This is a genomic window from Maribellus mangrovi (assembly GCF_037646455.1).
GTDB classification, from domain to species: Bacteria; Bacteroidota; Bacteroidia; order Bacteroidales; family Prolixibacteraceae; genus Draconibacterium; species Draconibacterium mangrovi_A.
Genome location: NZ_JBBIXN010000002.1, coordinates 592944 through 605957, shown reverse-complemented (window position 1 = coordinate 605957; position 13014 = coordinate 592944). Strand labels below are relative to the sequence as shown.

12 protein-coding genes are annotated in these 13014 nt (G+C 43.3%); 9 read left to right on the top strand and 3 right to left on the bottom strand.

Annotation, left to right across the window (positions count from 1 at the left end):
* Positions 1-38 precede the first annotated feature (38 nt).
* Positions 39-1310, bottom strand: coding sequence for a M14 family metallopeptidase (locus WFY05_RS10575; protein WP_340112809.1), 1272 nt, complete (start codon positions 1308-1310; stop codon positions 39-41).
* Between the two features lie 95 nt (positions 1311-1405).
* Here WFY05_RS10575 and WFY05_RS10570 point away from each other — a divergent pair, with 95 nt between their 5' ends.
* Positions 1406-2524, top strand: coding sequence for a Gfo/Idh/MocA family protein (locus WFY05_RS10570; protein WP_340112808.1), 1119 nt, complete (start codon positions 1406-1408; stop codon positions 2522-2524).
* A gap of 66 nt (positions 2525-2590) precedes the next feature.
* Positions 2591-4075: a 4-alpha-glucanotransferase gene (malQ, locus tag WFY05_RS10565; RefSeq protein WP_340112807.1), complete on the top strand. Its 1485-nt coding sequence runs from the start codon at positions 2591-2593 to the stop codon at positions 4073-4075.
* Positions 4076-4122: 47 nt separating this feature from the next.
* Here the strand turns inward: malQ and WFY05_RS10560 are convergent, their stop codons facing one another.
* Positions 4123-4926 carry an alpha/beta fold hydrolase gene (locus tag WFY05_RS10560; protein ID WP_340112805.1) on the bottom strand — a complete coding sequence of 268 codons (804 nt, stop codon included), beginning with the start codon at positions 4924-4926 and terminating at the stop codon, positions 4123-4125.
* 46 nt (positions 4927-4972) lie between these two features.
* Positions 4973-5686, bottom strand: a complete 714-nt coding sequence (locus tag WFY05_RS10555) for a pyridoxine 5'-phosphate synthase (RefSeq protein ID WP_340112804.1) — start codon at positions 5684-5686, stop codon at positions 4973-4975.
* 68 nt (positions 5687-5754) lie between these two features.
* On the opposite strand from WFY05_RS10555, the gene WFY05_RS10550 reads away from it, so the two are divergent.
* From WFY05_RS10550 to WFY05_RS10520, 7 genes are all read left to right on the top strand, one after another.
* Complete coding sequence (locus tag WFY05_RS10550) at positions 5755-6420, top strand: CBS domain-containing protein (protein ID WP_340112803.1); 666 nt, start codon at positions 5755-5757, stop codon at positions 6418-6420.
* A gap of 10 nt (positions 6421-6430) precedes the next feature.
* Positions 6431-7312: an NAD kinase gene (locus WFY05_RS10545; protein ID WP_340112801.1), complete on the top strand. Its 882-nt coding sequence runs from the start codon at positions 6431-6433 to the stop codon at positions 7310-7312.
* A gap of 317 nt (positions 7313-7629) precedes the next feature.
* Entirely contained in the window at positions 7630-8388 is a 759-nt protein-coding gene (locus tag WFY05_RS10540; RefSeq protein ID WP_340112800.1) for a DUF6089 family protein, read from the top strand.
* A gap of 1 nt (position 8389) precedes the next feature.
* Entirely contained in the window at positions 8390-9136 is a 747-nt protein-coding gene (uppS, locus tag WFY05_RS10535; RefSeq protein WP_340112799.1) for an undecaprenyl pyrophosphate synthase, read from the top strand.
* A 4-nt stretch (positions 9137-9140) separates the two neighbouring features.
* Entirely contained in the window at positions 9141-11855 is a 2715-nt protein-coding gene (gene bamA, locus WFY05_RS10530; RefSeq protein WP_340112798.1) for an outer membrane protein assembly factor BamA, read from the top strand.
* Between the two features lie 70 nt (positions 11856-11925).
* Positions 11926-12438 (top strand): OmpH/Skp family outer membrane protein, encoded by a 513-nt coding sequence (locus WFY05_RS10525; protein WP_340112797.1) that lies wholly within the window; start codon positions 11926-11928, stop codon positions 12436-12438.
* 59 nt (positions 12439-12497) lie between these two features.
* The gene (locus tag WFY05_RS10520; RefSeq protein WP_340112796.1) at positions 12498-13007 is read left to right on the top strand and encodes an OmpH/Skp family outer membrane protein; all 510 of its coding nucleotides are present in this window, start codon (positions 12498-12500) and stop codon (positions 13005-13007) included.
* Positions 13008-13014 lie beyond the last annotated feature (7 nt).

Genomic DNA, 13014 nt, shown 5'->3' with positions numbered 1-13014 from the left:
TAAAGCAGTTCTATAATATTGCCCAATAAATCTTCGAATCACCGGTTGAGCATAAGTTGCATCGTATTTTCAGCGGTCAGTTCGCCCTTCTTTTGAATCAGGTCGCGCGGAGTATTATCACCAACTTCATAGGTGAAGGCTTCGGCATGAAACGAATGAAATATTGAAACAGTGGAATTAATGTGCAACGCATCTTTTTCGTTGGGTCGTATATTCGGATCGTAACCTGGTAGATCTTCAGCCATTGCCTTAATGATCTGCGGAACAAGGCCGGGCATGTTGCCTTTTAACTGTGGCGCAATGGTATAGTAAATGTCCTCAATAGTGGAATGGAAATCAATGGCCAGGTAAAATGTATTCTTTCTCAGTATTTTACCCTGCATAAATTTTCGTACAGCTTGTGTCTCAGGTTGATTAAAAGCTTCCCAGTCGCGGTTCAAATCGATCCCGGCAGAGCTGTGTCGCCAGTGCCCGTTGTCAACACCATCAGGGTTCATACAGGGCACAACATAGGTACAGTATTCATTCCGGAATGCTTTGGCCAGAGAATCATTCTCGCAAATACGTTCAACAAAGGCTTTCATAGCCAGCCATCCGGTAACTTCGGGTGGATGTTGCCTCGACAGAACCATGACTAATTTATTACTCTCCGGATTATCGATTTCCAGCATTTTTATCGGGCGTCCTTCGCGGCTTTGGCCAATTTCGGAAAGTTGAATAAAGGAGCTGTCCGCCAGGTTTTCGGCCCAGCGATTGATATCAGAAGAGACAATGAGTTCCTGCGCTGCTATCCAAACAGTATCCTTATTCACCGGAAGATCGATGATGCAGAATTTTGGACTTTCCTTCTTATTGTTTGCTGCAGGATCGAGATGACAGGAAGCGGAATCAACAGGCAGCCAGTTTTTTCTGTCATAACTTAATTTAGGATAATATCGATGTGAATACCCCGCGGTGTAGGTAATTTTTAAGTGAATGTTTTGTGGCTTATCTGACCAAACTTTAAAAGCGTACCAAGGGCTGCTGTTAATGGGCGTATTTTCGGGGGTAATCAGCACGCTCACTTCATCAGGTCCGGTAAGTGCTGCACCGTTCAGTCGTGCACCGGCAAATTCGTTCGATAAATAAACACCTAAACCGGGCTCATAAGTTTTTTTTAGTTGAAATTGAATTGGGCGGGTACTTGTATCCACCTTTTTTAACGGCGGCTGTCCCTTCCATTTCGAATCTTTTATCCCACACGATGCCAGGAATACTAATACAAGCAGTCCAAATGTCCTGGAATTTATTGCATTAATAATTTTATGCATGGTTAATTGAACCGGTTTAAGTTTTAAATTGTATTGTTAAATCTAAGCAATTTCATTCAAAACAGTAAATTTGACGTGCATTTCATATCACGATTATGGCAAAAATTAAAGTTGGTTTTATAGGAGCAGGAGGAATAGCCCGGGCACATGCGTACGCGATTGAAGCCCTGAAGTTTTATTATAGCGATATCCCGGAAATCATTCTTGAGTCGGTGACATCGGCGCGCAAAGAAAGCCGCGAATCTTTTACCAAAAAATATGGTTTTAAAAAGGCGCAATCGTTAAATGAATTTGCGTCAAATAAAGAAATAGAGGCGGTATTTATACTTGGTCCTAACAAAGTGCATTTCGAACATTTTGAAATGGCACTTAAAATGCCGTCGGTTAAATACATTTACCTCGAGAAACCGGTTTGTTCGTCACAGGAAGAAGAGCAAAAAATGAAGGTTTTACTGCTGGAAGCGGGAGACAACGTAAAGGTGCAGGTGGGTTTTCAGTATTTGCAAACATCATCTGTACGCCAAGCACTCAAGTTCTGGAAATCGGGGAAAATAGGAAAACCTATTCATTTTGATTTGAAATACTACCATGGCGATTATTTGCAGAAAACTTACCGCGAAAAACGGGTAACACGATTAACTCCGGCTCCGGATGGTGGCGCGATGGCCGACTTGGGCACGCACGGGATAAGTTTGCTAATGGCTTTTTTAGGCGAAGAACTACAAATTACCTCAGCGCTGCAGGCAGGCGATTTTCAGGATGTTCCTGCTGGATCGGACTTGTTTAGCTCGCTCAGTATGTACGATCCCAACACGGGTGCTGTCGGGAATATAGCCGCCAGTCGTATCAGCTCCGGATCGGGCGATCTGGTACATTTCGAATTGTATGCCGAAAAAGGTGCTTTACGTTATTCGTCACAGCATCCCGATTTCTTTGAATATTACCTCGAGGGAACCGATCAGTGGGTAAAACAGGTGGTCGGCAGTCATTATAAGCCCGTAACTAGTTTCCCTTCAGGACATGTGTCTCCCGGGTGGCTGCGTTCGATGGTTCATGCGCATTATCTGTTTTTTACCAACGATGACCAGCAGTCGAATATAGCTGATCTGCAACACGGATTAGCGGTTCAACGTATCGTGCGGGAAACAGCCGATCATCTGGAAATATTCCGACAGGAGTTTAAACATGAAACAAACGATCGGAAAATAAAATGACAAGTAGATTACTAAAGCACAGAGGAATTCCACACTTCAAAATAAACAACAGGCAACTTTAATAGAATGGAAAAGCGAAAAAGCGGAATACTGCTTCACATAACTTCATTGCCGGGAAGCGACGGTATAGGTACTTTAGGGAAAGAATCCTTCAATTTTGTCGATTTTCTGCATGATACCGGTCAAAAGCTTTGGCAGATTTTGCCGCTGGGACCTGCTGGTGCCGGTAATTCGCCGTATCAGTGTTATTCTGCTTTTGCAGGTAATCCTTTAATGATCGATACCGAGCTGTTAATTGAAGACGGACTGCTGGAAGAAGCGGCAATAAACGATCGGCCGGTATTTCAGAAAAGGAAAGTGAAATTCGAAAAAGTGGCGGATTGGAAATACTCCGTTTTGCAGAAATCATTCAGGATTTTTCGCGTTCATGCTGTTCATCGTTTCCAGGATGAATACTGGAAGTTCCTGGATGAACACGCTTGGTGGCTGAACGATTATGCCATGTTTATGGCGGCCCGAAACCATTTCGAAGGACTGGAGTGGGGGAAATGGGAAGAGCCGGTGAAATTCAGGAAAGCTGATGCGATGGATATTTTAAGGGATGAACTGTCCGATGAGATTGAATTCCAGAAGTACCTGCAGTTTGTGTTTTTCAGGCAGTGGCATCGTTTAAAAGCTTATGCCAACCAAAATAGTGTTGATATTGTTGGCGACGTTCCGTTGTACGTTAGTGGCGACAGCGCTGATGTGTGGGCCAATACCGATATCTTTAAACTCGATGACCAGTTAAAACCGATCGAAGTAGGTGGTGTTCCCCCTGATTATTTTTCAGCAACCGGTCAGCTTTGGGGCAATCCTGTTTTTGACTGGGAGCGACTTCGCAAGCGCGATTATGACTGGTGGGTGGCACGACTTCATTTTAACCTGCGCATGTATAATTGTGTTCGTATCGATCATTTCCGCGGTCTTGAATCTTTCTGGTCAATTCCGGCAAAGGAAGCCACAGCTATGAACGGATTGTGGTTGCCTGCTCATGGTCACGCTCTGCTGCAAATTCTAAAGGATCACCTTGGCGATCTTCCGTTTATTGCCGAAGACCTGGGAACGATTACCTCGGAGGTGGATAAAATGCGCGATGATTACGATTTACCGGGAATGAAAGTGCTGCAATTTGCATTTTCTACCGATGCAGCCAACAAAGACCTGCCACACAATTACGAGAAGAATTTCGTGGTGTACACCGGTACGCATGACAATGACACAACTCTTGGCTGGTTAAAGTCGGCAAAACCGGATGAAAAAGCGATGCTTCGAAAATATGTGGACAGGCCTATTGAAGATCAGCTTCGGAAATTGGTGGAAATGGCTTTTGCTTCGGTAGCCAACATTGCCGTTGTTCCTATGCAGGATATATTGGAACTGGATACCAAAAGCCGCATGAACACCCCGGGAACTTCAGAAGGGAACTGGGAGTGGCGATTTCAATGGAAACAACTTAAGCAGGGGCAGAAAAAATTTCTGAAAGAACTCACCTCAAAATATAACAGGTAGGAAATCAGCAACTAAACCTTAAAACTGGCAACATTCAGCTCTGAATTTTAACAACATAACATCACCGCTTTCATAAACTCTTTTGGTTTTTCGGCATGTAGCCAGTGGCCGGCTTCAGGGATGTCGACGACGGTGGCATCGGGATAAATTTCTTTGATCAGTTCTTTGTCTTCATCCTGAATATATTTCGACTGCAGTCCGCGAATAAAAATAACCGGGTAAGCACTGATTGGGATACGATCGTCGAGCCAGTTTTTGTTTACTCCACTCACAATCTCGTCCAGGTGATCGTACAACACCTCGGGATTTACCCGCCACTGATACTGTTTTGTTTTTTTATTCTTCTCGACGTTTTTCAGTAAAAACTGACGTATCCGCTCATCATCGATCTTCTCGGCCATAAAATCGTCAACATCGCTACGTTTCTTGACCAATGAAAAATCGATTTCCTGCATGGCCAGTAAAATGTTTTGGTGCAGATAGTACTGGCTGTTTTCTTTTAATTGCAGGTAGTCTTTTGGAGCAATATCGGCAATCACCAGTTTTTCAATTTTTTCAGGAAAATCGGCAGCAAACCACATGGCTGCTTTACCGCCCATACTGTGCCCCAGTAATGTCGCTTTTTCAATCTTGTGTTGCTCAAAAAATTCCAGGAGATCATCGCGCATATCGTCGAAAGTATGTGAATTGGCAAAAGGCGACCGGCCATGGTTCCGCAGATCGATCATGTAAACCGTGTGTTTTTCGGCCAGTCGTTTACCGATATTCATCCAGTTATCCGAAGAACCATACAAACCATGAACCACAACCAACGGCGATCCGCTGCCTTCTTTTCTGTAAAAAAGTTCCATAATAATTAGCTGTTTATCCCGAATTCCAGGTTTTGCGTAACAATCTTTATTTCAAACACTCCAGGTATTTTTGGATGGTAATTTCAAGTCCCAGATAGAGCGCATCGGCAATTAAGGCATGGCCAATAGAGACTTCTTTCAGGTTCGGAATTTTGTGGTACATAAAATTCAGGTTCTCGAGGCTTAAATCGTGACCGGCGTTTATATCGATACCCAGACTGTCGGCCAGCTTTGCTGCACGCACAAACGGTTCAATGGCCTTATTCCTATCGATGGGGTAGAGCGTCGCGTACGGTTCGGTGTACAATTCAATCCGATCGGTTTTAATCTCAGCAGCTCCTTCCACCATGCGTTCATCCGGATCGACAAAAATAGAGGTGCGGATGCCGCTTTGCTTTAAACGCAGAATTACGTCTTTCAGAAAACCAAGATGTTCCCAGGTATTCCAGCCGTGATCGCTGGTTAGCTGTGTTTCCGAATCGGGTACAAGTGTTACCTGGTCGGGCTGAACTTCGGTCACCATTCTCAAAAAATCCTCACCCGGATAACCTTCAATATTAAATTCGGTGGTAATCAATGGTTTGATCTCGTATACATCCTTTCTCGTAATGTGGCGTTCATCGGGGCGGGGATGTACAGTAATGCCCTGTGCACCAAATTCCTGACATTTTATCGTGGCCGTTTTTACGCTGGGTACGTGCCCACCGCGCGAGTTTCGCAGTGTTGCAATTTTATTTATATTTACACTAAGCCTGGTCATTTTATATTAATTTTGAAGAACGAAGTTACAATTTTAGGTTTTAACGAGTAACGAATAAAGGAAAAGTTTTGTTAGCAGAAAGTCTCATATCAGACGCCATTCCTTCGGTCAGGAGCGATGAAAAAGGACGAAAGGCATTGAGCCACATGGATGTGTACCGTGTGTCGCATATTCCCGTGGTGGAAGATTCGAAATACCTCGGACTTGTTTCCGATAAATTAATATATGACCTGAACCTGGTTGATGAGCCGATTGCGAATGAACTCGACAAACTGAACACTACGCATGCTCACGTTAAGCAGCATATTTTTGAACTGGCCATAGTCATGTACAAGCTAAAAATAAGTGTGTTGCCTGTGCTCGACGATGATCATTATTACGTTGGCTCCATTACACTTTACGACCTGGCCCGAAGATTTGCCAACCTGTTTTCGTTGCAGGAAATGGGAGGTGTGCTGGTGATAGAAACCAATGTTAACGATTATTCAGTTTCGCAGATCAGCCAGATCATTGAAAGCAACGATGTAAAAATCCTCAGCTTTTTTATCGATCGCAAACCCGGGATAAGTACCATCGACCTGATCTTGAAATTGAATACCGAAGAACTTTCGGGAGTTGTTCAGGCGCTTATGCGCTACAATTACAACGTTAAAGCCATATATCGGGACGAGTCGATGCTGAATGATCTTTATAAAGACCGATACGACCAGTTCATGAAATTTATGAATTTATAAACAAGCATTCATGAAGGTAGCAGTTTTTGGCACCGAAGTTTCCGACGATTTTCTTCCAGTACTTGAGGAGTTCTTTGGATTTCTCAAATCGCACGAAGTTGAGGTGCAGTTGTACAAACCTTTTTACAATTACATTACGGAAACACTGAACGCGAAGACTTACTATACTTCATTCTTTCACTCGCATACCGATTTCGATCGCGAAAATAATTACATTTTTAGTGTTGGTGGAGATGGTACCTTTCTGCAATCGGTGTTGCAGATACGCAGTTTCTCGGTTCCGGTAATTGGAGTGAACGGTGGCCGACTTGGTTTCCTGGCCGATATTTCAGCCGAGCAGATTAATGATGCGCTGTTTAATATATTCAATAAAAACTACAAGATCGTTGAACGCTCGATGCTTGAAGTTGAGTTTTCTGATCGCGAGAATCTCGATTTCAATTATGTGTTGAATGAAATGACGGTGCTTAAAACCGACAACTCATCGATGTTAAATGTTGCTGCCTATATCGATGGTGAATTTTTGAACAATTACTGGGCCGATGGTTTGATTATTGCCACTCCTACAGGCTCTACAGCGTACTCGCTAAGTGTTGGTGGACCAATACTGACGCCCAATTCCGAAAATATCATAATTACACCTCTGGCACCGCATACCCTGACAGTCCGCCCGATGGTAGTTCCCGATAATTGCACGATAACTTTAAAAGTAGAAGGCCGCGGATCCAACTACCTTACTTCACTCGATTCGAGATCGGTGTCTGTTGAATTTTCGACGGTTATAAGCGTTAAAAAAGCACAGTTTAAACTCAAGACATTGCAACTGCCCGAGCAGCCGTTTTTCTATACCCTGCGTAACAAACTAATGTGGGGAATCGACCGCAGGAACTGATTTTCCGGGCCTACTTAACAATTTTTAATCTTTGTTTGTGTTTTATAATAGCGACAGGTTATGTTATTTTTAGAATTATATTACTTTTGTAGCTTTTACAAGCAAAAGGAGTGTCGTTTTTCGATGATTAAGTTTGCTGATATTCAGTTGGTTATAGAGGTGTTTTAAAAGCCGGTCCGAAGCAGATTTTATGAAAAAATAAGTACAAAAATCAAGTCTAGGAAATCGCCTGAAAACAGCCGGAATAACAAACACGAAAGAATGATAAAAATAACATGTCCAAAACCATTGTTAAAGAAACGAATTTGAATACCAGTATGAAAAGACTAGCATTGGTGTTTGCAATAGTTTTGATAACCATATCAGGGCATGCACAAAAAACAGCAGATATCGGAATCTGGGGCGGAACAGCTACCTCCTGGGGCGATATGGACAAGAACACTCCGTTTGAAAAATTCAATTTAAATTTCGGAGCTTATTTCAGGTACAATTTCAATGCCCGTGTGGGTATGCGTGCCATGTTTTTAACCGGCAATGTTTCGCGTGAAGGTTTCGTGGAAAATGCAGAATGGGCTTTTGATAAAGGTGTGCAGGATCTGACTGTTCAGGCGGAAATAAACTACCTGAAATACATTCTTGGATCGAAAAAAATGAAGTTTAGCCCATATGTTACTTTCGGGCTGGGAGTATCGTATTATACCTACAATTTCCGACCCGAAGATATTTGGACGTTTAACCCCGATCATCCGGAACTGACGTACACGGCAGGCGGCGACCTCGTAGTCGACGACAGGGAAGAATCGTTGGTGGTTCCGACATTTCCGTTCGGGATTGGTGCCAAGTGGGCCATTGGACAACGACTTGGAGTAGGTGTTGAATACCAAATGAGAAAACACATGAGTGATAAGCTGGATGACCTGGATGATCCGTTGGCATTTGTGAATGATATGGGTGAAACCGTTAATTATACGACACAATTTCACAACAACGATTGGGTGGGTTATCTTGGAGTTCATGTCACTTATAAAATTTATATAGGCAAAAAGGCGTGTCCGGCTTACCAAAGTAAAGAATAGAATGGAGTCGTTCAGAGACAGAATAGATAATAATAAAGTACCAAAGCATGTGGCCATCATCATGGATGGTAACGGCCGTTGGGCTGAGCGACATGGCAAAGTCAGGGTTGTTGGGCACGAACATGGTGTCGATTCCGTGCGTTCGGTTGTTGAAGGCGCCGGCGAGATTGGAGTGGAGCACCTTACGCTTTATGCTTTTTCTACCGAGAACTGGGACCGTCCAAAGTCGGAAGTTCAGGCCTTAATGGAGCTGCTTGTACATGCCATTGAGGCGGAAACCGATTCGCTCATGGAAAATAATGTCCGACTCGACGCCATTGGTGATTTGGAGCATATGCCGTCACACGTGCTCGACAAACTCAATAGTTGCAGAAACCGCTTACAAGAAAATACAGGTCTGAACCTGAACCTCGCTTTGAGTTATAGCGGACAGTGGGATATTCTGAACGCTGCCAAAAAGTTGGCACAGGATTTGGCCGACCGGAAAACAAATGTTGAAGCCATTGATTACGATTTGTTTAGTAACTACTTATCGACCTCGCACATGCCCAACCCGGAATTACTGATAAGAACCAGCGGCGAATACCGCATTAGTAACTTCCTGTTGTGGCAGATCGCTTATTCTGAATTGTATTTTACGCCCAAGTTGTGGCCCGATTTCAGGAAAGACGACCTTTTTGAGGCTATTGTTGACTACCAAAATAGAGAGAGAAGATTCGGAAAAACCAGAGAACAGTTAACGAGATAGATGTATGTGTAAATTTTTAAAATCGACAATAACCTTTTTAATCCTATCCATTGCTTTGTTGCCTTCGCTAACGGCGCAGGAAGTAGATAGTACCAATTTTTCTATTTACTATTCGAGTGCACAGGAATACACCATTGCTGACATCCAGGTTTCAGGAATTCGTTATCTCGATAAAAATGTTTTGATCCAGTTGTCGGGGCTGCGTGTTGGCGAAGAGATTATGGTGCCGGGCGACAAGGTAACACAGGCCATTAAGAAATTATGGCAGCAGGGTTTGTTTTCCGATGTAAAAATAACGGCAACAAAAGTGGCTGGCAACCAAATGTGGTTGGATATCTATCTCCAGGAACGTCCTCGTCTTGCCGACGTGAATTTCTACGGTGTTTCGAAATCGGAAAAAGACGATATTACCGAAAAAGTATTACTGCTTCGGGGAAGCCAGGTTACCGATCATCAGATAAACAGTGCCGAGCGCACAATCATGGGAATTTTCCATGGAAAAGGATTCCTGAACACCGAAGTTAATATTGTACAGCGCGACGATACAACGCAGAATAACAGCGTAATTCTCGATATCTACGTAGACAAAAAAGAAAAAGTTAAGGTCAATAATATCGAAATTGAGAACAACGAAGCACTAAGCGATGTAACACTCGAACGGGCGATGAAAAAGACGAATGAAAAGGCCTTGCGCAACTTTTTCAAAACCAAAAAATTTCTTCAGGAAGAATACGACAAAGATAAGATCAACCTGATCGATAAATACAACGAAAAGGGTTACCGTGATGCGGTGATTGTTGACGACAGCATTACACAGGTGCAGGTAGGACGCAAACAAAAGACCCGGCTAAATATTGATATCGACGTTGAAGAAGGAAACAAATACTACTTTGGCGATATAAAATGGGTGGGTAACACGGTTTATCCGGCCGATTTTCTTACGATGCGACTGGGCATCAAACGGGGCGACGTATTTAACCAGAAGATCCTCGACAAGCGTTTGTTTGATAACGACGAAGGTTTGAACAACGTTTACCTCGATAAAGGATACCTGTTCTTCAATCTTGAACCGGTGGAGGTTAATATCGATAACGACACCATCGATTACGAAATGCGTATTTACGAAGGTAAACAAGCTACCATTAACGAAGTGCGTATTGTTGGAAATACGAAAACACACGAGCATGTTGCCCGCCGCGAACTTAGAACATATCCGGGCGACCTGTTCAGCAAAACCTTACTGATGCGTTCGTATAGGGAACTGGCTCAGTTGGGGCACTTCGATCCCGAAGCCATTAATCCAGATGTGCAGCCACATCCCGAAGACGGTACAGTGGATATTGAATACCAGTTGCAGGAAAAAGCCAACGACCAGATTGAACTTTCAGGTGGTTGGGGAGCCGGCATGTTTGTGGGTTCAGTAGGTTTAAAATTTGCGAACTTCTCGGTACGAAATATATTTAATAAAGAAGCCTGGCGTCCGCTGCCAACCGGTGACGGGCAAACCCTGAGTTTGCGTTACCAAACCAGCGGAAGGTATTACCGCACCATAAGTTTGTCGTTTATGGAGCCCTGGCTCGGAGGTAAAAAACCGAATTCATTCTCGGTCTCGCTGTCGCATTCTAGAGTGAATTACAGCGCCAACAAATATTACCAATCGGGTTATGGAAGCGGCTACGGCTACGGTGGTTATCCAAGCTATGGCTACGGTGGTTATCCGGGGTATGGAGGCTACGGTGGCTATGGAGGTGGTTATAATCCTTACGGTTATGGCGGTTACGGCAGTTATTATCCTCAGTATAGCTACAATTACGAATCGGAGAATGAAGATGATACAGAGGACGAGATCTGGGAAACCACAGCACTGGCATTGGGTTACGGATACCGCCTATCGTGGCCCGATGACTATTTTACGGTGTACCACGAGCTTTCGTTCGAGCATTATAAACTACAGAACATGTACCGGTATTTTTCGTTCCTGGCCGATGAGAGTGGACAGGTGAACGGAACGGCTAATAACTTCAACTTGAAAACGGTTATCGGAAGAAGTTCAGTGGATAATCCATTATACTCGCGCAGCGGATCGAGTTTTTCGCTATCTTTAAAACTTACTCCGCCATATTCGTGGTTTAACAATGTCGATTATTCGAGCCCCGATATTTCGAATGCCGAAAAGTACAAATGGATTGAATATCACAAGTGGTTGTTTAAGGGACAATTGTTTAATCCTTTAACAAAAAATACCAACCTTGTGTTACGAACTGCTTTCGAAGCGGGATTCCTGGGCTATTACGATAAAAACCGGAAATCGCCTTTCGAAGGATACATTGTTGGAGGTTCGGGAATGTCGGGTTACAACATGTACGGTACCGATTATGTGGCCCTGCGTGGTTACAAAGATTATAGTTTGGTTCCGCCGAATTATAACAGTTCGAATATGTATACCAAGTTTACCATGGAAATGCGTTATCCGATTACCTTGAAACCAAGTGCCACGATTTATGCACTAGCCTTTCTCGAGGCCGGTAATACCGGAATAACATTTCAGAACTATACACCGTTTAAATTGCACCGTTCGGCCGGTGTGGGTGTACGTATCTTTTTGCCTATGTTTGGTTTGATGGGAATCGACTGGGGATACGGATTCGACCCGATACCCGGAAGATCGAGCGACAACTGGGGAAGCCAGTTCCATTTCGTGATCGGTCAGCAGTTCTAGAACCTGGAATGAATGTTTTGGCATAAAATATGATATAAGAACATCAGTTTAACTTTAAAAAGAATTTGCCATGAAAAAGATAGTTTTAACGCTTGTTGTAGTTTTCTCACTGGCTTTGGTTTCAAAAGCTCAGAAGTACGGTTTTATCGATTCGGAATACATTATGGATAACATACCTGCTTTTACTGCGGCACAGGAACAATTGGATCAGTTGTCGTCGCAATACCAAAAAGAGCTGGAATCGATGCATGCCGAGATCGAACAGATGTACAAAGATTTTCAGGCCGAAAGTGTATTGCTGTCGGAAGATATGAAACGCAAACGCGAAGATGTGATCATCTCGAAAGAAAAAGACTACAAACAATTGCAGCGCAAGTATTTCGGACCCAGCGGCGACTTGTTCAAAAAGCGCCAGGGACTGGTAAAACCTATTCAGGACGATATTTTTAATGCGGTGCAGGAAATTGCTAACGATGGCAGCTATGCCGTTATTTTCGACAAGGCCGGAGGTACGACTTTGTTCTTCACCAATCCGCGTTACGACCTTAGCGATGAGGTTTTACAAAAACTCGGTTATAAATAGAGATATAATACTATATTTGCATGCAAAAAATTAAGACCACGTTAATTATGAGAAATTTGATGAAACTACTGGCAGTATTGTTGATCACCGTATCAGCCGCTACTGTTAATGCACAAACCTTAAAGTTTGGTCACGTAGATCTTCAGGCATTGGTACAGTTAATGCCGGAAAGAGCTACCGCTGAACAGGAATTCAATGCGTTCCAGGCCGATCTTGAAGAAATTTTGGGTGAAATGCAGAAAGATTACCAGGATAAACTGGCTGAATTCGAGCAAATGGGACAAGAAGTATCGGAGATAAAAAGAAACGCAAAAGTTGCCGAGATACAAGATATTCAACAACGTATCCAAAACTACCAGGTTACTGCTCAACAGCAGATCAATCAAAAACAAAACGAGCTGCTAATGCCGGTTTTCGAAAAAGCCGAAAATGCAATTGCTGAAGTAGCTAAAGAAAAAGGATTGATCTACGTTTTCGACTCAGGTCAGAACAACCGAACAATTCTGTACAAATCGAACCAGAGTTTAGATGTACTTCCACTGGTAAAAACAAAACTTGGAATCGAATAAGACTTTT

Bases quoted from the DNA above. Each gene is read 5' to 3' on its own strand.
- WFY05_RS10575 (WP_340112809.1), bottom strand. From the start codon at position 1,310: ATGCATAAAATTATTAATGCAATAAATTCCAGGACATTTGGACTGCTT.
- WFY05_RS10570 (WP_340112808.1), top strand. From the start codon at position 1,406: ATGGCAAAAATTAAAGTTGGTTTTATAGGAGCAGGAGGAATAGCCCGG.
- malQ (WP_340112807.1), top strand. From the start codon at position 2,591: ATGGAAAAGCGAAAAAGCGGAATACTGCTTCACATAACTTCATTGCCG.
- WFY05_RS10560 (WP_340112805.1), bottom strand. From the start codon at position 4,926: ATGGAACTTTTTTACAGAAAAGAAGGCAGCGGATCGCCGTTGGTTGTG.
- WFY05_RS10555 (WP_340112804.1), bottom strand. From the start codon at position 5,686: ATGACCAGGCTTAGTGTAAATATAAATAAAATTGCAACACTGCGAAAC.
- WFY05_RS10545 (WP_340112801.1), top strand. From the start codon at position 6,431: ATGAAGGTAGCAGTTTTTGGCACCGAAGTTTCCGACGATTTTCTTCCA.
- WFY05_RS10540 (WP_340112800.1), top strand. From the start codon at position 7,630: ATGAAAAGACTAGCATTGGTGTTTGCAATAGTTTTGATAACCATATCA.
- uppS (WP_340112799.1), top strand. From the start codon at position 8,390: ATGGAGTCGTTCAGAGACAGAATAGATAATAATAAAGTACCAAAGCAT.
- bamA (WP_340112798.1), top strand. From the start codon at position 9,141: ATGTGTAAATTTTTAAAATCGACAATAACCTTTTTAATCCTATCCATT.
- WFY05_RS10525 (WP_340112797.1), top strand. From the start codon at position 11,926: ATGAAAAAGATAGTTTTAACGCTTGTTGTAGTTTTCTCACTGGCTTTG.
- WFY05_RS10520 (WP_340112796.1), top strand. From the start codon at position 12,498: ATGAAACTACTGGCAGTATTGTTGATCACCGTATCAGCCGCTACTGTT.